The 19,861-nt window shown below is 57.2% G+C and carries 20 protein-coding genes; 12 read left to right on the top strand and 8 right to left on the bottom strand.

The annotated features are described in order from the left end of the window. Positions 1-8: 8 nt before the first annotated feature. Positions 9-398 carry a VOC family protein gene (locus AC3WJN_RS19495; protein WP_005834490.1) on the bottom strand — a complete coding sequence of 130 codons (390 nt, stop codon included), beginning with the start codon at positions 396-398 and terminating at the stop codon, positions 9-11. Between the two features lie 201 nt (positions 399-599). Between AC3WJN_RS19495 and AC3WJN_RS19500 the strand changes: the two genes are divergently transcribed. Then, positions 600-1,055, top strand: coding sequence for a DinB family protein (locus AC3WJN_RS19500; RefSeq protein ID WP_007786195.1), 456 nt, complete (start codon positions 600-602; stop codon positions 1,053-1,055). On the opposite strand, the gene AC3WJN_RS19505 is transcribed toward AC3WJN_RS19500, so the two are convergent. Further along, positions 1,052-1,873, bottom strand: a complete 822-nt coding sequence (locus AC3WJN_RS19505; protein ID WP_005834486.1) for an MBL fold metallo-hydrolase — start codon at positions 1,871-1,873, stop codon at positions 1,052-1,054. The genes AC3WJN_RS19500 and AC3WJN_RS19505 overlap by 4 nt on opposite strands. Before the next feature lie 158 nt (positions 1,874-2,031). On the opposite strand from AC3WJN_RS19505, the gene hrpB reads away from it, so the two are divergent. Continuing rightward, positions 2,032-4,545, top strand: a complete 2,514-nt coding sequence (gene hrpB, locus AC3WJN_RS19510) for an ATP-dependent helicase HrpB (RefSeq protein WP_007786198.1) — start codon at positions 2,032-2,034, stop codon at positions 4,543-4,545. A 185-nt stretch (positions 4,546-4,730) separates the two neighbouring features. Here hrpB and bluB read toward each other — a convergent pair whose 3' ends face one another. Then, on the bottom strand, positions 4,731-5,432 hold the full coding sequence (bluB, locus tag AC3WJN_RS19515) for a 5,6-dimethylbenzimidazole synthase (protein WP_007786200.1): 702 nt from the start codon (positions 5,430-5,432) through the stop codon (positions 4,731-4,733). A gap of 138 nt (positions 5,433-5,570) precedes the next feature. Here bluB and AC3WJN_RS19520 point away from each other — a divergent pair, with 138 nt between their 5' ends. From AC3WJN_RS19520 to AC3WJN_RS19545, 6 genes are all read left to right on the top strand, one after another. Further along, entirely contained in the window at positions 5,571-6,254 is a 684-nt protein-coding gene (locus tag AC3WJN_RS19520; RefSeq protein WP_005834480.1) for a response regulator transcription factor, read from the top strand. Beyond that, complete coding sequence (locus AC3WJN_RS19525; RefSeq protein WP_193373892.1) at positions 6,247-7,653, top strand: HAMP domain-containing sensor histidine kinase; 1,407 nt, start codon at positions 6,247-6,249, stop codon at positions 7,651-7,653. The genes AC3WJN_RS19520 and AC3WJN_RS19525 overlap by 8 nt, the downstream gene beginning before the upstream one ends. A gap of 233 nt (positions 7,654-7,886) precedes the next feature. Beyond that, the gene (locus AC3WJN_RS19530; RefSeq protein ID WP_005834477.1) at positions 7,887-9,542 is read left to right on the top strand and encodes an efflux RND transporter periplasmic adaptor subunit; all 1,656 of its coding nucleotides are present in this window, start codon (positions 7,887-7,889) and stop codon (positions 9,540-9,542) included. A gap of 4 nt (positions 9,543-9,546) precedes the next feature. Then, positions 9,547-10,269, top strand: a complete 723-nt coding sequence (locus AC3WJN_RS19535) for an ABC transporter ATP-binding protein (RefSeq protein ID WP_007786204.1) — start codon at positions 9,547-9,549, stop codon at positions 10,267-10,269. Then, entirely contained in the window at positions 10,266-11,483 is a 1,218-nt protein-coding gene (locus AC3WJN_RS19540) for an ABC transporter permease (RefSeq protein ID WP_005834474.1), read from the top strand. Before AC3WJN_RS19535 ends, AC3WJN_RS19540 begins: the two co-directional genes overlap by 4 nt. 53 nt (positions 11,484-11,536) lie before the next feature. Further along, positions 11,537-11,752: a hypothetical protein gene (locus AC3WJN_RS19545; protein WP_005834472.1), complete on the top strand. Its 216-nt coding sequence runs from the start codon at positions 11,537-11,539 to the stop codon at positions 11,750-11,752. 437 nt (positions 11,753-12,189) lie between these two features. Here the strand turns inward: AC3WJN_RS19545 and AC3WJN_RS19550 are convergent, their stop codons facing one another. After that, complete coding sequence (locus AC3WJN_RS19550; RefSeq protein WP_005834470.1) at positions 12,190-12,522, bottom strand: hypothetical protein; 333 nt, start codon at positions 12,520-12,522, stop codon at positions 12,190-12,192. A gap of 231 nt (positions 12,523-12,753) precedes the next feature. Here AC3WJN_RS19550 and AC3WJN_RS19555 point away from each other — a divergent pair, with 231 nt between their 5' ends. The 3 genes from AC3WJN_RS19555 to mscL are packed head-to-tail and all read left to right on the top strand — an operon-like array spanning position 12,754 to position 15,044. Continuing rightward, positions 12,754-13,638, top strand: coding sequence for a nucleoside hydrolase (locus tag AC3WJN_RS19555; protein WP_005834468.1), 885 nt, complete (start codon positions 12,754-12,756; stop codon positions 13,636-13,638). After that, positions 13,635-14,567, top strand: a complete 933-nt coding sequence (locus AC3WJN_RS19560; RefSeq protein ID WP_007786210.1) for a nucleoside hydrolase — start codon at positions 13,635-13,637, stop codon at positions 14,565-14,567. Before AC3WJN_RS19555 ends, AC3WJN_RS19560 begins: the two co-directional genes overlap by 4 nt. A gap of 12 nt (positions 14,568-14,579) precedes the next feature. Further along, on the top strand, positions 14,580-15,044 hold the full coding sequence (mscL, locus tag AC3WJN_RS19565) for a large conductance mechanosensitive channel protein MscL (protein WP_005834464.1): 465 nt from the start codon (positions 14,580-14,582) through the stop codon (positions 15,042-15,044). Between the two features lie 396 nt (positions 15,045-15,440). Here mscL and AC3WJN_RS19570 read toward each other — a convergent pair whose 3' ends face one another. The 4 genes from AC3WJN_RS19570 to AC3WJN_RS19585 form a co-directional block, all read right to left on the bottom strand. Further along, entirely contained in the window at positions 15,441-15,917 is a 477-nt protein-coding gene (locus AC3WJN_RS19570; protein WP_051998947.1) for an adenine deaminase C-terminal domain-containing protein, read from the bottom strand. Further along, positions 15,893-16,873, bottom strand: a complete 981-nt coding sequence (locus tag AC3WJN_RS19575; RefSeq protein ID WP_007786216.1) for an adenine deaminase — start codon at positions 16,871-16,873, stop codon at positions 15,893-15,895. Before AC3WJN_RS19575 ends, AC3WJN_RS19570 begins: the two co-directional genes overlap by 25 nt. Before the next feature lie 359 nt (positions 16,874-17,232). After that, positions 17,233-17,829 carry a substrate-binding domain-containing protein gene (locus AC3WJN_RS19580; RefSeq protein WP_005834461.1) on the bottom strand — a complete coding sequence of 199 codons (597 nt, stop codon included), beginning with the start codon at positions 17,827-17,829 and terminating at the stop codon, positions 17,233-17,235. 185 nt (positions 17,830-18,014) lie between these two features. Continuing rightward, positions 18,015-18,785 (bottom strand): YheC/YheD family protein, encoded by a 771-nt coding sequence (locus AC3WJN_RS19585; RefSeq protein WP_007786219.1) that lies wholly within the window; start codon positions 18,783-18,785, stop codon positions 18,015-18,017. A gap of 145 nt (positions 18,786-18,930) precedes the next feature. Between AC3WJN_RS19585 and AC3WJN_RS19590 the strand changes: the two genes are divergently transcribed. Beyond that, positions 18,931-19,827: a helix-turn-helix transcriptional regulator gene (locus AC3WJN_RS19590; protein WP_035317520.1), complete on the top strand. Its 897-nt coding sequence runs from the start codon at positions 18,931-18,933 to the stop codon at positions 19,825-19,827. Positions 19,828-19,861: the final 34 nt, after the last annotated feature.

Below are 19,861 nucleotides of genomic sequence, written 5' to 3' on the forward strand. Positions count from 1 at the left end.
TTTTTGATTTAGCGCGTGCTTTCAAACAGCTCCAGCCATTCGCCGTCCGGCCCGCGGAAAAACATGTAGCGGGAGCCGTTGGGCAGCGTCGTGATCGCTTCGTCGATGAAGGAGACGTCAAGCTGCTGCAGCCGCTCGATCTCGGCTTCGAGGTTATTCACCGCAAACGCCAGATGGTGCACCTTGCCTTCCTCCGGCAGCGCGTCGTTGTAGCCGTGAATCAGCTCCAGCTCCGTCTCTGTGCTGCCCGGAAACCCGAGAAAAGCGAGCGTAATAATCTGATTGGAATGCACGAGCGTCCCTTTCAGCTCCATGCCGATCACTTTCGTGTAAAAGGCGATGGACGCCTCCAAATCTTTGACCATCAGCCCGACGTGCTCGATTTTTTTGATTGCCATGAGCGGTTTCGTCCTTTCCCTGACAAGCTCGTTTTCTTTTTATTGTAAAAGATTTGCTGCGAAAAGTCTGCCCACCTGCTGCTGTTGCTTGCGGTGCTGCCTCCCTCCCATTCCTCGCGCTGATGGGAGGCATCGAATCATTCTATTGGAATGAATTGGCTGAACCTGATACGGTGAAGAGAAAGAACAGGAGGTGGCTGTATGAAGCATCAAATCGCCCGCATGCAAAAGCATCTGGCAGAAGTTCCGGACATGTTTCGGGACAGGGGAGAGGATGAAACGGCAAGGCGTCCGGCTCCGGGCAAATGGTCCGCCAAAGAAATACTCGGCCATTTGTGCGACTCGGCGATCAACAACCTCGCCCGCTTCGTCCGCGCGCAGACCGAGCAGCCGTATGCGCTGATCCCGTACCAGCAGGACGAATGGGTAAAAGCGCAAGCGTACCAGGCGCGGCCTGCCGACGAGATCGTGCAGCTATGGAGCAGCCTGAACCGCTCGGTGGTCGCGGTCATGGCCGCGATGCCGCCCGCCGCTTGCGAGCATGCCTGTATATTGGCCGACGGCACGACGGTCAGTCTGCGCTGGCTGATGGAGGATTACGTCGCGCATATGGAGCACCATCTCGGCCAGTTGTCCAGGCAGCTTGGCCAGGGCTAGACGATTGACTTCGATTCCGTTTGGGGATGCCCTGCGAGCACAGAAGTGACGATGTACACCGAGTCAAATTCGCCCTCGGACACGGCGATGATCGGCGACGGCTTGGCGAAAAGCAGTGCGTTGATTTCCGCCACAGTCAGCCCTTGCCCGTGCAAATGCAAGATTTCCCCTTGTAGCTGGAGCAAATCGTCCAGCTTGCGCGCAAGCAAATCTTTCCCTTTGGCGATGTAGCCCGCATGAGCGCAGTACATAGCGCGAAAATCGCGGGTCAGGACGTGGCGAATCGAATCGATCAACAGCGGAATGGACTCGTCGCGCAAAATTACTTTTGTCTTCGTTCCGAGAAAAAGGTCGCCGGAAAACAGGCGGCCTGTTTGCTTGTCGAACAGGGCGACGTGGTCGTGCGCATGTCCGGGAGTGTAGATGACCTCCCAGTCGATGGTGCGGGAGTGAAACGTTTCAGCGAGCGGCCGGGCGGCAAAAGGCTCGCGCATTCCCCAGACAAGCTGGCGGTACAGCGGATAGTCGGCGGGTCTGGAGCATAGCTCCACCCCTTTTTCGTGGACGTAGATGGGGACGTTTTTGCTGTTGGCAAGCCAGGCTGCGTTTCCGCTGTGATCTTCATGGCTGTGCGTCAGGACGACAGCGTCGAAGGAAGCGGCTGAAAAGCGGTCGGTCAGGCCGGCTGCGAGTGTTTGCGGCCCGGTATCGACCATCATGCCGTCTACGACATACACCTGGATTCCCCACTCGCGGCCCGCTCTTTGTACAATCCCCTCCAGGCACAGGACATCTTCGTGCTGATGGACTTCTACCACGGTGACACCTCCATTTTCTAATTCGGACTTTTCTATCTGCCAAATGAACATATTCTCATTATACTATTGAATGATTATTCAGTCATTTCTCAATTTCTTTTCCTCGCCCACTGATCGTGTATGATGGTTACAGATGGATACGGACAAGAGGTGAAAAGATGAAGGCAATGCCTATTGATGCGGTGCTGCCGGAGTTGACCGGAGCGCTTGCGGCAAGCAACAACGCCGTGCTGGTCGCCGCTCCCGGGGCAGGGAAAACGACCAGGGTGCCGCTCGTTTTTCTCGAGCAGGACTGGCTCGCCAAAAAGCGCATTCTCATGCTGGAGCCGCGGCGGCTGGCAGCGCGAGCGGCGGCGGGCTACATGGCGCGGCAGCTTGGCGAGCAAGTGGGAGAGACGGTAGGGTATCGGGTCAAGCACGATACGCGAGTCGGCCCGCGTACGCGAATCGAAGTGATAACCGAAGGAATATTGACGCGGATGCTACAAGACGATCCCGAGCTTGCAGACGTCGGCCTGATCATTTTCGACGAGTTTCACGAGCGGAGCCTGCATGCGGATTTGGGACTGGCGCTCAGCTTGCAGGCGCAAAGCCTGTTTCGCGAAGACTTGCGGATTTTGGTCATGTCGGCCACGCTTGCGGCAGAGCCTGTTTCCCGCCTGCTGGGGGATGCTCCCGTCATCGTGAGCGCAGGCAGAGCTTTTCCGGTCGAGACGCGCTTTTTGCCAAAGCCGTGGACTGGCGCGGTCGAGGAGGCAGTCACCCGCATCGTTTTGTCGGCATTGGCGGAGGAGGCAGGGGATGTGCTCGCGTTTTTGCCGGGAGCCAAAGAAATTCGCACGACGCAAGCTTTGCTGGCTAAAAGCGAGCTTGCTGCAAACGTGCGCGTCTACCCGCTGTACGGGGCGCTTGCGCAGCACGAGCAAGATGCGGCGATTCAGCCGGGCCAAGCAGGCGAGCGAAAAGTGGTGCTCGCCACTTCGATTGCGGAGACGAGCCTGACTGTCGAGGGCGTGCGAATCGTGATCGACAGCGGTTGGAAAAGGCTGCCGCGCTTTTCTTCGCGCACCGGGATGACGAGGCTGGAGACGGTCCGGGTATCGCGGGCGGCAGCCGACCAGCGCAGGGGGAGAGCGGGCAGGCTGGACGCGGGTGTCTGCTATCGGCTGTGGACGGAGCAGGAGGACCGGATGCTCGTAGCGCACGAGCCACCGGAAATGACGGAGGCAGACCTCGCCCCGCTCGCTTTGGAGCTGGCAGCTTGGGGCGTGAATGACGTGCATGAGCTGCAATGGCTCGATGTTCCGCCAAAAGCTTCGCTGGCCCAGGCCAGGGAGCTGCTCCAGCAGTTAGGGGCGTTGGACGGGCACGGCCAGATTACCGCGCACGGCCGGGTGCTGGCCGGGATGGGCCTGCACCCAAGGCTTGGACACATGATTCAAAAAGCGGGCGAGCTCGGACTCGGAGCGCTTGCGTGCGAGCTGGCTGTGCTGCTCGAGGAGCGGGATATCGCCCGGGGCCGAGCGGCTTTTGCCGATGCGGATATCAGCTCGCGGGTGGAGCTGTTGCGGCTCGTCGCGGGAAAACAAGGCGGGGCACGCGCTTTTGCGGAAGGGCAGGCTGATGAAGCGCTGTGTCGGCGGCTGTGGAGCGAAGCTGCGCAGCTCAAGCGGCAGTGGGGAAGCGCCAGCACGGCTGAAAACGTGGCCGACGTCAGCCAGACGGGCAGGCTGCTCGCCTTTGCCTACCCGGACAGGATCGCCCAGCGCAGGGGAGATGGACGCTACTTGCTGCGAAATGGCCGCGGCGCGACGTTTGCCGTTGAGCAGCCTCTGGCTTTTGCGCCGTACGTGGTAGCTCCGCTTCTCGACGACCAGGGGGCGGACAGCCGGATCATGCTCGCGGCAGCGGTGGAGGAAAGCGACCTGTACCGCGACTGGTCCGGGCAGATCACAGAGGAGACGTCTGTCTGGTGGGACCGTTCCGCTCAGGCCGTGCGCGCGCGTACGCGGAAAAAGCTCGGGGCATTCGTCTTGCAGGAGGTGGCGGCAGAAGCGGAAGCCGATGAGGTGTTGCAAGCTCTGCTTGCGGGCATCCGGACGGAAGGGCTGGAGCTGTTGCCGTGGAGCCGTCACGCCCGCCAGCTCAGGGAGCGGCTGCAGTTCATGAGCGGGATTGTGCCGGGCTGGCCGCGGGCAGATGACGAAGCCTTGCTCGACACGCTGGAGGAATGGCTCGCGCCGCATGTGTACGGCATGCGCAAAAAAGACGAGTTGCAGCAACTGTCCATGTCTATGGTGCTGGAAGGGATGCTGAGTTGGGAGGAACGGCAGCAGTTGGATGAGTACGCGCCTACGCATATCACCGTTCCGAGCGGCTCGAAAATCGCCGTCGACTACAGCGACCCTGCCGCGCCTTGCCTGTTCGTCAGGTTGCAGGAGCTGTTCGGCTGGCAGGATACGCCGCGCATCGGCCGGGGCAAGGTGCCGCTGACGCTGCATCTGCTTTCCCCGGCGCAGCGTCCGGTGCAGGTGACGCGAGACTTGGCCAGCTTTTGGCAGCAGGCGTACTTCGAAGTGAAAAAAGACTTGAAAGGCCGCTACCCGAAGCATTACTGGCCGGACGATCCGCTCGCCGCGATCCCGACGAACCGGGTGCGCCCGCAGAAATAGTACATTGGGGCTTGCGGGCTTGCCGCTTTTGTAGAGATCGAACCAGAAAAAGCCGACGGGCGCAACCAGGCTCAGGGCGATATTTCCCAACTTCCTAGTTCCATGTGCGCAAGTCGGCTTGAAACTGAAACTTTCACGCGGTTTGCGGCCGTCAGGAACATACCGCGATTCACGTACTACCCTCTCTATTTCCTTGGGACTGCCTGTTCATCGGGCAGTCCATTTTGTTTGCCGGACGGGGTGTTTCCCCAGCGGCCGCGATAGATCAACTGCTGCAAGTCTTCCCGCTTTGCCCATTGGTGCAGCTCCAAAAGCGGCCGATCCGGGTAATGATCGGTATAGCCGATGGACAACAACGCGACAGGGTCGATGTGCGGCGGGATGTTCAAGATGCGGCGGACGTCCGCCTTTTTGTAAAAGCTGACCCAGCCCATCGCCAAATCTTCCGCATATGCCGCGAGCCACATGTTTTGAATGGCACAGCTTACCGACATGATATCTGTCTCGGGAATCGAATTGCGCCCAAGCACGTGATCGCCGCCCCGCGTCGGGTCGCAGGTGACGCAGATGGTGAGCGGCGCTTCCTTGATGCCCTGGATTTTCAGCGCCAGAAAAGCCGATTCGCGCCCTGTTCCCTCGTAGTGGATGGCGAGCGCGCGCCGTTCTTTGTCCGCACAGTCTGCCAACTCCTGCTTGGTCGGCTCGTCCTCTACGAGAATAAAATTCCACGGCTGCATGAATCCGACGGAAGGGGCGTGATGGGCAGCGGCCAAAATCATGGCAATTTTTTCCGGCGGGATTGGATCAGGGCGAAACGTGCGTATATCGCGACGATTGCTGATAGCCTTGTACAGACCGTTTTTTTCTTCCGGTGTCAAACGCTTCATGAGTAAAACCTCCTTGTTTGCTACGGCTTCCTTCATTTTACTGATGCGCAAGCTCATGTTCCAGACATTTGCCTGACATATTCATGTCCTACGCTAAAGGGGGAAGACCTGTCCGTTTTCGAGGGGAGAGAAACTGGAATGACAAACATCCTGATCGTGGAAGACGAGCTGCCCATCTCTCGGGTGCTGAAGGCGTACCTGGAAAAACATCAGTTCTGCGTCGAACAGGCGTTTAACGGGGACGAGGCCCAGCGCAAGTTCGATTCGTTCAATCCTGCCCTGGTGCTGCTCGACGTCATGCTGCCGGGCCGGAGCGGGTGGAGCATTTTAGAATACATACGGTCGAAAAGCTCTTGCCCCGTCATCATGCTGACGGCGCTCGGGCATATCGACAACAAGCTTACAGGGCTGAATCAGGGAGCGGATGACTACATCACCAAGCCGTTTATTGCCGACGAAGTCGTGGCCCGTGTCAAGGCGGTGCTGCGCCGCTCCAAGCAAATTATCGAGGGAGATCAGGTCAAGCAGTTCGGCAGCCTGAAAATCGACTTCAAGGCGTACACGGTTACGCTGCACGGCGTAGAGCTGGCGTTTACGCCAAAAGACTTGTCGCTGTTTTTGTTTCTCGCCCAGTACAAAAATCAGACGTTTACGCGGGAGCAACTGATCGAGCAAGTGTGGGGCATGGACTACGAGGGCAGCGACCGCGCCGTAGACCTGGCGATCAAGCGCATCCGCCGATCGCTGGAAAACTGGCCAGCGTCCGAAGGGGAAATCCGCACGTACCGTGGCTTGGGTTACAAGCTTTGCGTCTATGAGTGAGAAAAAGCGCATCTCCCTGTTTCGCTATTGGACGACGCGGTATTTAATCACGCTCTGCATCGGCCTGTTGGTCATCGGCATCGCGTCCAGCTACTGGATCAACTACAGCGAAAAGCAAAAACGGCTGGACTTCATGCGGCTGATGGCAGCCGAGGTGTCGGATCGGGTGGTTGACGCCAACGGGCGGGTCATCACGGCACCTTTCCTGTTCCGCCTGCTCGACAGCCGCCAGGAGTCGCTGCGCGTCAATTACAAGCCGTTCATGGTCATTTTGGATGCCGATCATCGCGCGGTGTTTGGCGGGCCGGGGCCGTTCAGCTCCGAGTTGAGGCGGATGGCCCGTGATCTGGTGGCAACGGATGAGAGCATGTCGCAGGTAGAGCTGGACCGGGGAGAAAAGCTGCTGTTTGTGAAAAAAAGCATCCAGGTCAACCAGCAAACGGTGGGCTGGGTCATGCTGTTTACGCCCATGCAGGATTTGACCCGCAGCACGACGGAGTTTCAGCTTTTGTTCACGATGCTGATAAGCCTTGGCCTGCTGGGCTGGCTGGTCATCTACTTGCTGACGAAAAAGCTGTCGACGCCGATCAAGGAAGTGGCAGACGCGGCCAAGCAGATCGTCATGGGCAATTACGACATTCATCTGGAAAAAGACAGGCGCGAGGATGAGATTTACGAGCTGATCCACTCGTTCAAGGAAATGGCGGATCGCCTGCGGCAACTGGAGCTGATGCGCACCGAGCTGTTGGCCGGAGTGACGCATGAGCTGAAAACGCCCGTCACGTCGATCAGCGGGCTGGTACAGGCGGTCAAGGACGACATCGTCGGCGGCGAGGAGGCCAAAGAGTTTTTGGAGATTTGCTCGAAGGAGACAGTCCGCCTGCAAAAAATGGTCGAGGACTTGCTCGACTTCAACTCTTTTGCCGTCGGCGACATCCGCATTCGCCGCGAACAGCAAAACATGTACGAGCTGGTGCAGGAAATTACCCATCAGTGGCAGATCGTGCAGGAGGTAGAGCAGATTGAGCTGTCCATCGTCAAGCCGGAGGAGCCGATCATCGCGAGCACCGATCCGCTGCGCGTGCAGCAAATTTTGTACAACCTGTTAAACAACGCCGCGCAGGCGATGGACTCGGCCGGAAAGATCGTCGTGTCCCTGTCTCGCACGGGCGATGAAATTCGCATTGATGTCAAAGATACAGGCTCGGGCATCCCGGAAGCGGAGCAGCCGCTTATTTTCGAGCGCTTTTACCGGGGCGAGGAAAAGAAGCATCTCGTCCGCGGGCTCGGCCTTGGCCTGTCGTTCAGCAAAATGATCGCGCAGGCGCTGGGGGGCAAGCTGCTGCTGTCCGAAAGCAGCAGGGCAGGGAGTACGTTTACGTTGCTTTTGCGCGCCTAGCCACGAATTGTACGCAATCGACCAGACCAATTGGCTGGTCGATTTTTCGTACAGTTGCCCTCTATCGAACATGACCGAACATGAAGTGAAAAAGCTGCGGAACCAGCCGTGACGACATTTCACACCACTCCCTTCCATCTGACTTTTCCCTGACGCATTCGTTCCGTATATTGATCGCAACAGGGAAGACAAGCAGCTTCCCAGTCATTACGCAAATGGCAGGAGGATTTGGTGTGACGCAATCGGAGAAAAAGCGGACGTTGTTTTCGGGGGCGCGAAATAGCAAGAAAAAATGGATCATCGTCGGACTGGCTGTCGCGGTGATCGCAGGAGGGGGCGTGTTCGGCTACCGGACGCTTTTGACCCCGGAACGGGCACAGGCGGCGTATCAGGTCGTCACGGTGAAAAGGGGCGATGTTTCGGAAACCGTGCTGGCGTCCGGGACTGTGCAGGCTTCCAAGCGGTCCTCGCTCTCGTTTTCAGACGCAGAGGACGCCAAAGATGCCATCTCGACGATCCAGGTCAAAATCGGCGACCATGTAAAGGCTGGCCAGGTACTGGCTACGATGGATGATTCCGTCGCCAAAATCCAGGTGACCAACGCCCAGGCGAACCTTTTATCGGCACAAGCGAAGCTGGAGGATGCGCAAAAGCGCAAGAGCGCGGCGGAAATCAGCTCCCTGCAGGCGGCTGTCACCCAGGCGAAAAACGAGCTGGAGCTGGCGAAGCAAAATATCGACGGGCAAAAGGCGACGAACGACGTAGCCAAGGCGAAGGCGAATCTCGACAACGCCCAGAAGACGTTTGATTCGCAAAAGAAACTGTTTGAGGCGGGCGCGATCTCGCAGACCGAGTACGACAATGCGCAAGACGCTTTGGAGCAGGCGAAGCGGGATTACAATTCGGCTGTGCTGACGGCGGGGCAGACAAGCTCGCAGTCTGGCGTAAAGGTCGAGCAGGCACTCGCTTCCTATCAGACGGCACAGGAGGCGTTGAAAGAAGCGCAGGAAGGGCCGGATTCGGCGACGATTCTCGCGGCGAAGGCTGCGGTCGAGCAAGCGAAGGCCGAACTGCAAAAAGCGCAAAAGGCATTGAACGCCGTGACGCTGCGGGCGCCGATGGACGGCGTGATCGTCCAGTTGAACGGCAATGTCGGCGAAATTCCAGGCAATGATTTTATTATTATGGATAATTCCAACTCCGGCGAGCTAGAGGTGCTGGCCCAGATCAGCCAGAGCGACATCGGAAAAGTAAAAGAAGGCTTGCCCGTGTCGTTTACGACCAGCTCGTATCCGGATGAAACTTTTACGGGAAAAGTCAAGCTGATTTACCCGGAGGCGAAGACAGACTCCGGTGTCACGAGCTATGATGTGCTGCTCTCCGTCACCAACAAGGACAGCAAGCTGAAAATCGGGATGACGATGAACGTCACGATCGAGTTGGGAACGCACAAGGATGTGCTGTACGTACCGGCCTATGCTTTGCAGACGCAAAACGGCAAGGACGGCGTCTACCTGATGTCCGGAAGCGGAAACAGCGCCGGAGCCGAGAGCGGTGCGACCGAACAATCTGCAGCCGGGAAGTCCGAGGCCAAGCCGGAGGCGGGAGCAGAGCGGCAAGCGGGGCAGACGGGCGAGCGCACAAGCGCAAGAGAAGGCAGAATGGCTTCCATGCCGTACCAGTTCGTGCCGATCAAGATCGGATTTTTTGCGGCGGATCGCGTAGAAGTGCTGGAAGGTTTGAAGGAAGGGGACAGAGTCGTCGTTCCGATCAGCACAAGCACAAGCTCGTCGACGTCCAATCAGAACGGTGCCCGAATGGGAGGCGGAATGCCCGGCCTTGGCGGCTTCCCAGGTGGCGGAGGCGTCGTCCAGATGAGGGGACGATGAGAAGATGAGACCAGTCATACAAATTGAAGGGCTGAAAAAGCAGTATCAGATCGGCGACCAGGAAATTTTGGCCTTGCGCGGCGTCAGCCTGACGATTGAAGAGGGCGACTTCGTGGCGATCATGGGGCCGTCCGGCTCGGGCAAATCGTCGATGATGAACGTGATCGGCTGCCTCGACAAGCCGACGGCGGGAGAGTTTTACTTGGACGGCCACCCTGTTTCCGAGGCGCACGATGACGAGCTGGCGGAGATTCGCAACCAGAAAATCGGCTTTGTTTTTCAAAACTTCAATCTGCTCCCGCGCACGACAGCGGTGGAAAACGTGGAGCTGCCGCTGTTGTACGGCGGCACGCCCGCCAAAGAGCGCAGGGAGAGAGCGATCAGGGCGCTGACCAGCGTGGGGCTGGCCGAGCGGTTGAACAACAAGCCGAACGAGCTGTCGGGCGGCCAGCAGCAGCGGGTATCAATTGCCCGGGCGCTGGTCAACGATCCGGTCATTTTGCTGGCGGACGAGCCGACTGGCGCCCTGGATACCAGGACGAGCGAAGAGATCATGGGCATTTTCCAGCGGCTTAACGACGAAGGCAAAACCGTCATCCTCGTCACGCATGAGCCGGATATTGCCGAGTATGCCAAGCGGATTGTCCGTTTTCGCGACGGCCAGATCATCGCCAATGAAGTGGTAAAAGAGCGCAGAAGAGCGTGGGCAGAGGAAGTGAGAACATGAGCTTGATCGAGTGTGTACGCATTTCGTTTCGCAGCATCCGGGCAAACGGCTTGCGCTCCGTGCTCACGATGCTGGGGATTATCATCGGGGTCGCGGCCGTCATTGCGATGGTCGCCATCGGGGAAGGCACGTCTTCCTCTGTCGCCTCGCAGATCAACGGCCTGGGCAGCAACCTGCTGATCGTCTCGCCAGGACAAGCGACGCAAGGCCGGGTCAGCCTGGGAGCCGGGTCGCTGAATACGTTGACGCTGGCCGACGCAGAAGCGATCGCAGAAAAGGAATCGGTCGCGGGCGTCGCCCCGAGCGTCAACGGCCGTGCCCAGATCGTCTGGGGCAGCAACAACTATTCCAGCATGCTGGAGGGGACAACCGCCGATTTTTTGCGCGTGCGCAATGCAGAGGTGGCACAAGGCCGGTTTTTCACGAACTTCGAGGTGACGCGGCAGTTTAACGTCGCCGTCGTAGGGACGGAGGTCGTCAGCAACTTGTTCAAGGACACGACGACGAACCCGGTGGGGCAGACGGTGCAGATCAATCGCGTGCCGTTTACGATCATCGGCGTGCTGAAAAGCCAGGGCAGCTCCGGCATGACGAACAACGACGACAGGATTCTCATTCCGATTACGACCGCGATGAGCCGTCTGACAGGCGGCAAAAACGTCGGCACGATCTACGTCTCGGCTGCGTCCTCCGACACGATGGACGCGGCGCAGCAGGACATTCGCCAGACGCTGCGTGCCCAGCACAACCTGCGGCCGCAAGCGGCAGACGATTTTCGCATTACGTCCCAATCGGATATTCTCAGCACGGCGCAGGAAGTGTCCAGCTCGATGACGGCACTCTTGTCCGGCATTGCGGCGATCTCGCTGATCGTCGGGGGGATCGGGGTGATGAACATCATGCTCGTGTCCGTGACAGAGCGCACGCGCGAAATCGGGATTCGCAAGGCGATCGGGGCCAAGCGCCGGGATATTTTGCGCCAGTTTTTGATCGAGGCGGTTACGCTCAGCCTGATTGGCGGCATTTTGGGAATTGCCATCGGGGTAGGGGCCGCGCTCCTCATCAGCAAGCTCGGCTCGCTTGCGACCTCGATCAGCCTGACGCCGATTTTGTACGCGTTTTTGACCTCGTCTTTGGTTGGCGTGATCTTTGGCGTCTACCCGGCGCGCAAGGCAGCCCAACTGAAGCCGATCGACGCGCTTCGCTACGAATGAGTGTGTAATTTTTCCAATCGGGGCATACTAGCTGCGGTGAGGTGTTGGTGCTGATGGAAAAAAACGTCCAGTTTTCCGTACCGTGGCGAGAAGCGACACGCATCCTGAAAAGGTTGAAAGCGGGCAAATTGCGGTTTGTGGTCAGGCAGTACGCAGGGAAGACAGGGGTTGCCTTCGTCTTTCCCAGAGTGAGCGTCAGCCAGTACGTCTATTTGTACATCGTATTTGGGCCGAGAGCTGCTGACGTAATCGGCAAGGATACCAAGTAGGAATGAATCCCTGCTCGTGAAAACGGGGCAGGGATTTGCTTTTTTTCTGCTTTTCCGACCGTTTTTCCCATTATTTCGCTATAAAACAAAACCTGACACTTTTCGATAAGAGAGTTTCATAGTACAATTCCAATATGAACGAACTTGGGGAAGTTCGGGATGGCGGTACCCAAACTGTGCAGGAGGGCCGCCTCTTTTTTTCAAGCGGGTAAATCTGCGGGAATTTGGCAGCAGGAGAAGAAGCAGACTCGCAACGAAACACACAGCTTTTTGAATGGATAGAATAGGTACAATTACCTGAATATACAGCTAGATCTTGTAGGTTTGTAGATGTAGAATACTTCCGTACTACCTCTTCCCAGGAAACGATCTTGGGATTTTTTTGTTTGCCGCAAGACAGAGCAAAAACCACTCGGCGAACAGAGCGGGCCGGCCGTTTACGCAGACGGGATTTTCGGGGAAAAGCTGCCTTTCAGCAAGGCGTCAATCAACTGCTTCTGCGACAGCGAGATCGAGATGCCAGGATCGGGCAGATCGGCGTGAAAGCGGTTTTCCTTGTACAAATACCACATGGAGCCAGTCGGCTGCAGCAAGTAGAGCATAATGTTTTCCTCTCTCTGCCGCCCGATTCTGGCAATGTCGCGCAAGGAAGTAAAAAGCTCTCCCCACACGGGCAAATATGGTTTTGTTTTGGCTTGGATGATAGCGTGGACAAGCTGCTGCTTGGCGAGGGAAAGAAAGTCGGTTGCGTTGTTTTCCACAGAGGGCATGTCTCTTGCTCCTTTTTCAAAGACGGGCGAAACGCGATCGATTCGGCCAGCCTGAAGTGTGGATGTTGACGAATTTTGTCGAAACCAAGATTAAGTGTAAAATAGTCTCCAGCTCGTTGCAATAGGAGAGATGGCGGATGCTTGTTGACATTTGACGGTTTCAGCCGATTTAGATAGCATAGGGGCAGCACATTTTACGAGAAATGAGAGACAGAGCGGGGAGTGGAAGCCATGGCACAAAAACAGCGGCTGCTGATTGATTATAGCGGCGGGCTCGATCAAGCGTTGGCGCTCTGGTATGCGCTGCAATCGGCAAACGTTCAGGTGAGCGGCATCGTCGTTACCGACGCAGAGCCGCAGCGCGGCATCAGGCTGGCGCAAAAGCTGATCGAGCTGGTGCAGCCAAATGCAACAATTCCGGTAGTGGCAGGTGCGAGTCGGCCGCTTTTTCACAGAGAAACAGACGCGCAGGCAGGGGCTGCTGCGACCAGTGACGGCGTGTCATTTTTGTCCGAGCTGAGGCACGATTCGGCCAATCCGTACACGCTGGTGACGCTGGGGCGTTTGACGACAGTGGCGATGGCAATGGCGAGGAACCACGAATGGACATCAGCGCTTGAACGGCTGGTCGTGCGGGGCGGCGCGATTCGCGTGCCGGGAGACGTGACGTCGGTCGCGGAAGCCAATCTGCACGCGGACCCGGAAGCGGCGGCGTTCGTCCTGGCAGCACGGCTGCCGCTTCTGTTCGTTCCGTTGGACGCGACGGAATCGCTGTCGGCGGCGGAGGCGTACATAGACGAGTTGGCAAAGCGTGCGAAGGCGGCTGGGCTTGTGACAGCAGCAGAGGCAGAGGCTTTCTTTTCCGCGGAAAAAACAGCTTCTGCCGTTCACGCGCTGGCAGCGATTATGGCAGCCGAGTCCCCTGAGCGCATTTTTGTCGAGCAAATGAAGCTTGCGGTCGAGTGCCAGAGCGAATTGTCGCGCGGCGCCCTGCTCGCCGATCTGAGGGCGAAACCAAGCGTGGGCACAGACGCGGCCGTGTGCGTAGGCATCAAAGCCGGGGCTGTGCTCGCAGGACTGCAGCAACTGCCGGAGAAAGGGGATGGACGATCGTGAAAAAAGTCATTTTGGACGTGGATACGGGCATTGACGACGCGTTGGCGATCTCCTACGCTATTCACTCCCCGGCCCTGGAGGTATGCGGGATCACGACGACGTTTGGCAATATTACCGTCGAGGAAGCGACGAGAAATACGCTGCAAATGCTAGAGCTGCTGGGCGCAGCCGACATCCCTGTTTACCAGGGAGCGGCCCGTCCGATCGTCCGCGAGCTGACGGGCAAGGCACGGCTGTTCCACGGCGAAAACGGTCTGGGCAATGTCGTCCTGCCGCCGCCCGTGACAGCCGCACAGCCAGAGAGCGCCACGCAGTTTCTCATCTCCACAATCAAGGCGAATCCTGGCCAAATTACGCTCATCATGGTCGGAAGCATGACCAATCTCGCCCGGGCGATCATGGCGGCGCCGGAAATCGTCACGCTCATCGAGCAGGTCGTCGCGATGGGCGGAGCGGTCACCGTGCCGGGCAATCGCACGCCAGTGGCGGAGGCCAACATCTGCGCCGATCCGGAAGCGGCCGCTTTCGTCATGCAGTCAGGTATCCCGATGACACTGGTGGGGCTTGACGTGACGATGCAGACGCTGCTTACGCGCGAGCACCTGCGGGAATGGAGAGCGCGTGACACGCCTGTAAGCCGGGTGTTTGCCGATATGTGCGAGCTGTACATGGACGCTTACGCGACGGTAGGCAATGTGCGCGGCTGCGGCCTGCACGATCCGCTGGCGGTCGGCGTCGTGATTGACCCGACGTTTGTGAAGGCCGTCCCGATGCACGTCGAAGTCGACACTTCCGGGGGCGCAAGCGACGCGCGCACGATTGGCGACAGGCGGGCTCGTCCTGCCCAGGCTGCGAATGTACAAGTTTGCCTGAAGGTCGACCACGAGCGTTTTGTGCAGCATTTTTTGCGGCATGTCATGGGAAATTAAGGAGGAATCGTTATGTTGAAAGAGTTCAAAGAGTTTGCGTTAAAAGGAAATGTGCTCGATCTGGCCGTCGGGGTTGTCATCGGGGGAGCCTTCGGCAAAATCGTGACTTCTTTGGTCAACGACATTATTACGCCGTTAATCGGTCTGCTTTTGGGCAAAGTTGATTTTACGAATCTGTTCATCGCGCTGAACGGCGTTCATTACAATACGCTTGCGGAAGCAAAAAACGGCGGGGCTGCAACCCTGAACTACGGACTTTTCCTGAATTCTGTCATTGATTTTCTGATTATCGCGTTTTCTATCTTCATCGTCATCAAGCAGTTGAACCGCTTCAAGCGCAAGCAGGAAGTGGTCAAAGCGCCGGAAACGACGAAGGAATGCCCGCATTGCATCACGACCATTCCGATCAAGGCGACCCGCTGCCCGCATTGCACCTCCATGCTCGATACAAACGGAGCGGCGTTGGCGCACGAATAACCACAGACTTGAGCGTACAGAAGACGCAAAACGAAAAAGCAAGCCGACCAACTGGTGCGGCTTGCTTTTGTTTTTTTAACCAGGTTTGTACCGTGCGCGAAAAGGCGACTTGAACATGATTTCGCCCAGGAACAGCAGGCCGATGCACGCCGAGGCGACCAGGAGGGAGCAGTCGAAAGCTGTTTTGATGTTCCCCCAGCAGTTGCGCAGGCAGCGGGAGAGGATGTTCCATGGGGGGCCCGGCCCGCGCTTTTAAAGCGCTTTCTTTTTTAAACGAAAGGATTCACGTAAAAAGCGGGAGAGGACGCCGGGCAAAAAACCGGAGCATCTGTCGACTCTGCCGCTATTCCATGAAGCGGAAGCGATGCAAGGAAATAAACAGGCTGAGCAGCTTGTTCACTTGTTCACGACAGGCTCACCTTCATTGCGGTTGCCCAGTTCCTCCAGCGCGACGTCAATCGCGTCGGCGCTTTTGGTCAGCTCGCTTGCGGTCATGTTTGCCATCACGCCGTAGATTTCCAGCGGCAGTACGCTTTTGTTAGTCTGGTTGTCGGTCACGATGCACGCTCCCGAATACTTGTCCACTTCTTTGGCGCAGTAGCACATCTCCGCACTGTCCTGTCCGACGACGACAAAGTAGGGGAGCGGAGCGGGCCAGGAGGTTGCCACGGCGCCGTGCTCGACGTACACGCCTTTAAACAAGCCGTTGACGACGTGGCGCTTGCCATCGGCATAGCGGCGAATGACGGACAGGTCCTTGGCAATCAGTTCGCCGTCTTTGAACACGTACAGCGGGTTGATCTGCGACAAGCTGTCTGTCGAAACGATATCGGCAAAACGGCCTGGTGTCAAAGAGCCGATCTGATCGTCCATATGATACGCCTTGGCGGTATTGTAGGAAGCCATTTTATCGCCTTGATCGGACTGATGCCCATCTGGGCGCAAAGCGAAATGATCCAATCCATGTGGCCCAGCTTCCGCAAGCGTTCAATCGAAATATTGTCCGTGCAGAGCATGAAGTTTTCCGTCGGGAACTTGCGGTCGACGATGGAGCGCAACAGCGTCTGGATGACTTCGCTGCTGCCGACGCCGAACTTGATCTGCGTCGGGAAACCGTAGCGAATGCTTTTTTCGATGTCGTCGCCGTTCCAGACGTCGTGGTTGTTGGATACCCCGATCGCAGGCAAGTAGTTCAGCACCATGTCCGGCAGAGCGGTCAGGCCCCAGTGTCCGTTCATGAAGCCGCCTTTTGCCCGCACCCAGGCCGCTTTCTGGAAATCGTCCTCATCGCCTTTGCTGTAGGTGAAGTGCTCAAATTCGCCTAACCCGATGACCGGCTCCATCTCCAGCACTTCCTTGGTCACCCAAGCCGCCGTCTTTTTGCGGGGAGCAAAAGCGTACAGGCGGTAAGGCAGCTTGTCATAGTCGCGGAACAAGTTTTGCGCGGCGCGTACCCCGTCTTCGCCAGCCTCGCTGAGCAGGTCGAGACATTCGGCAAAAATCGTCGTAGTCCCGCACGGCACCATCGCTTCCGCAAGCGCTGTCGGGTGGGCGAGCTGGGATTCGAAGTGCAGGTGGGCATCGATCAAGCCGGGGATTGCATACAGCCCTTGCCCGTCAAACACTTCTTTGACCCGGATGACCGACTCGTCCGGATTGAGCGCGACGATTCGCTTGTCGTAAACGAGCAGGGAGCCGTGGTAGACGGTTTCTCCATGCACATCCAGAATATTCAGGTTTTTTAATAGCAGGTCGGCTTCCTTCTTGCCGTGCAAAATAGCGAAAATCGCACGGACTTGTTCAAGGTGGTTCGTTTCTGTTTGCTTCATGGCTTCAGTTCTTCCTTTCCTTGGGAAAAATTTATATAAGGAGAGCGAGTAAGCTCTGCACTTATCGAATGGAGAGGGTTAGTTAATCGTTTAACTAAATGCGTTTGCGAAACGTATGTAGCATGGAGCAAAACATTCAGTTAAACGTTTAACTCAACCAGCAAAAAAACATGTGGGAAAGCTTGTCGGCAGAGGAAAACGGTTGTAGTTAAACGTTTAACTAAAAGGGGAAACGAAAGCTCAAAAGACGCGAAGTCTTTTTTGCGCAGATGAAGAGTGTACAAGAAAGGGCAACCAAGGCTGAGCCAAGCCCGTGGCGCAGCCAGGTTTTCGAACGGCCGGCTATTCTTTTGAAAAAGTCAGGCGGAGTTGCGCACGACGATGAACGGCTCCAGTACGGTGACGGGTTCGAACTCTTCTTTGCGAATCTGGCTTAAAATGATCTCGGCGCTTTTGACCCCGAGCTCGCGGTTGTGCAAGTCCACGCAAGTCAGCTCGGGCGTAGAGATTTCCGACATCAAGGAGTTGCCCAGACTCAGCACCGCCATGTCTTCGGGAATCCGGATGTTTGCCTGCACCAATGCTTTTGTCAGACAGACGGCACTCAGCTCGTTCAGGACGAAGACGCCGTCAATGTTGTGTTGCAACAGGGCCGGGATGCAGTCTTTTGCCAGGTCCATGCTATCGGCCATTTCCAGCAGCAGCGGTTTTTCCGCGCTTCCGGTCGCCTGGCGGTACCCGTCGAGAAAATAAGGGAGCAGATGGTCGGGCAATTGCTTGTGGACGAAGGCGAGCCGCCGCTTTCCGCTGGAGCGCAAATACTCGGTGCCTAGACGGCTGGCCTTGACCAAGTCCGGGTACAGCAGCGGAAATCCGGCGAACGGAATGCAGCGATTGGCGTAGACGACGGGAATATTCCAGTCGAGGACGCTCTGGATGCTTTGCTGGAAGGACATGTCCGAAAACAGGCCGATGAAGATGATTTTGCCAACGCTTGGTTAAACGTATCAGTTAATCGATTAACTTCTGTTGAGAGAATCGTAGCATTCTGCTCATTTTTTGCCCGCAACCCGCAAAAAGAAAAGATAGAGAATCAGAGGCGATCTGAAAGCCCTATCCGCAGCGTTTTCTGCCGTATTCGTCAAACGTTTTTCTTTTTGCGCTTCCCCCGGTTTTTGTACTGAAAATGCAGCCGCTTGATGGTGCGGAAGTATGTTTTGTCCTTGAGCTTCGCAAACAGGGCGTGAGAAGGGAAGTCGTAGTTGACCTCGATGATCGAGAGCTGGCCCGCTTTGTCGATGGCGAAATCAACCCCGATTTGCGCGCTGTGGCGGTATTTGTTGAAATGGGCGCAGACGCGGTGGCTGACGCGGATCAACCGGGAGACGACCTCCTTGATTTTTTCCGGCGCGACCGCTTGCGACTTGGACAAGGCGTGAGGGACTGTGACGGCGTAGCCGCCTCCGCGGGCGACGTTCGTGATGACGCTGTCAGCTCCGGCTACTTTTGCCAGCATCCCGGCATATTGCCATTTCCCGAGGCCGTTGCGCATCATCATGACGCGAATGTCGTACGGGCGGCCGTTCAGCTCAGCCAAATCCAGCCCTTTTTGGATGATGTAGTTTTTTTCGGTACACTGGCGGGCAAGCTGCTGCTTCAGCTCCGCCAGCGAGGCAACCCGGACAGGCTCGCCACGCTCTTTTACAAACTGGTAGCCGTCCGCCGTTTGCAAGACGCGCATGATGCCTTTGCCCATGTGGGTTCGCGTCGGCTTGATGTAGACGGTCGTGTACTTCGCAAGATAAGGTTCCAACAGAGCGGGCTGGTACAAGTCTGTAGGGGGCAAATACGGACGAATGTGCGGGCTTTTGGAAAAAAACTGATGAAGGCTCCATTTGGAGGAGGAGATCAAGTTAGACACCTCGCCTTTTTGCAAAGATCAAAGTTCCATTCTTGCTAACATATACAGCAAAATGGAAAAAAGTGAGCAGGAGTTGGGCAATTGCGGGGAAAATATGTTCTAGGAAAAGCAAATGCGAACGGAAACGGAGAACGAGATGAGACGATACCAACCAGTCCAGCCGCCGATCTTGCAAGGGACGGGCTCCGACGACCAGTACAGCTATCGCGAATACTTGCCCAGCAAAAGCCTGGCGAATTACGTGGCCTGCTATTGGACTTCGCAGTTCCACGGCCACGGGCAGAGCACGCCGCTTTTGCACAGAGTCATCCCGGACGGCTGCGTCGACATCATTTTCGATCTGGGAGCGAGATCGTTCGGGCGCGACGCGTTTGTCACCGGACTGATGACCGCCTATGAACTCATGCCGCTGGTAGAGCCGCAGGCGATGTTCGGCATCCGTTTTTTCGTGGAGGAGGCCGACCGTTTTTTCCGCTTTCCGGTGGCGGAGGTCAGCGCTGCGCACGTTTTGCTGGAGGACCTCTGGGGGAGCGAGGCGCTGTGGGCGATGGAAGGAATGCTGGACGCGGCGGACACGGCCCAGCGGATTGCCTGGGCGGAGCGGCTGCTGATGCAGAGCCTGAACCGCGACGGGATGCGGCAAAATGCGCTCTTGTTGACCAGCATGCAGCATATGTACGAGCATCAGGGGAATCTGTCGGTTGCGGCGCTGGCGGAAAAAGTGTGCTACAGCGAACGAAATGTGCGCCGGATGTTCCAGCAGGCGCTCGGCATCGGGCCGAAGGAGCTGTCCCGCATCATCCAGTTTCAGAGCTTGCTGCAACTGCTCGCCAAAGGGCAGGCTGCTTCCTTTGCAGACGCGGCCGTACAATGCGGCTACTACGACCAGTCGCACGTCATCAAAAGCTTTCGCGCCTACTACGGCGAGACGACGGGCGGAATTTTCGCCGTGCGCGGAGCGCGGGCGCAGCCGGGTGAAGTTGTCCGTTTTTTACAGATTTTCCGAACGAGAAAGCCCGCTACGGTGCGATAGCACCCCCTTTAGGGGCGGGATGAGAGTGAGGTCA

Source organism: Brevibacillus sp. FW306-2-1A-C05A (genome assembly GCF_058781555.1).

Coding starts and splice junctions, on each gene's coding strand:
- AC3WJN_RS19495 (WP_005834490.1), bottom strand. CDS start 398: ATGGCAATCAAAAAAATCGAGCACGTCGGGCTGATGGTCAAAGATTTG.
- AC3WJN_RS19500 (WP_007786195.1), top strand. CDS start 600: ATGAAGCATCAAATCGCCCGCATGCAAAAGCATCTGGCAGAAGTTCCG.
- hrpB (WP_007786198.1), top strand. CDS start 2,032: ATGAAGGCAATGCCTATTGATGCGGTGCTGCCGGAGTTGACCGGAGCG.
- bluB (WP_007786200.1), bottom strand. CDS start 5,432: ATGAAGCGTTTGACACCGGAAGAAAAAAACGGTCTGTACAAGGCTATC.
- AC3WJN_RS19520 (WP_005834480.1), top strand. CDS start 5,571: ATGACAAACATCCTGATCGTGGAAGACGAGCTGCCCATCTCTCGGGTG.
- AC3WJN_RS19525 (WP_193373892.1), top strand. CDS start 6,247: ATGAGTGAGAAAAAGCGCATCTCCCTGTTTCGCTATTGGACGACGCGG.
- AC3WJN_RS19535 (WP_007786204.1), top strand. CDS start 9,547: ATGAGACCAGTCATACAAATTGAAGGGCTGAAAAAGCAGTATCAGATC.
- AC3WJN_RS19540 (WP_005834474.1), top strand. CDS start 10,266: ATGAGCTTGATCGAGTGTGTACGCATTTCGTTTCGCAGCATCCGGGCA.
- AC3WJN_RS19545 (WP_005834472.1), top strand. CDS start 11,537: ATGGAAAAAAACGTCCAGTTTTCCGTACCGTGGCGAGAAGCGACACGC.
- AC3WJN_RS19550 (WP_005834470.1), bottom strand. CDS start 12,522: ATGCCCTCTGTGGAAAACAACGCAACCGACTTTCTTTCCCTCGCCAAG.
- AC3WJN_RS19555 (WP_005834468.1), top strand. CDS start 12,754: ATGGCACAAAAACAGCGGCTGCTGATTGATTATAGCGGCGGGCTCGAT.
- mscL (WP_005834464.1), top strand. CDS start 14,580: ATGTTGAAAGAGTTCAAAGAGTTTGCGTTAAAAGGAAATGTGCTCGAT.
- AC3WJN_RS19570 (WP_051998947.1), bottom strand. CDS start 15,917: ATGGACGATCAGATCGGCTCTTTGACACCAGGCCGTTTTGCCGATATC.
- AC3WJN_RS19575 (WP_007786216.1), bottom strand. CDS start 16,873: ATGAAGCAAACAGAAACGAACCACCTTGAACAAGTCCGTGCGATTTTC.
- AC3WJN_RS19580 (WP_005834461.1), bottom strand. CDS start 17,829: ATGTCCTTCCAGCAAAGCATCCAGAGCGTCCTCGACTGGAATATTCCC.
- AC3WJN_RS19590 (WP_035317520.1), top strand. CDS start 18,931: ATGAGACGATACCAACCAGTCCAGCCGCCGATCTTGCAAGGGACGGGC.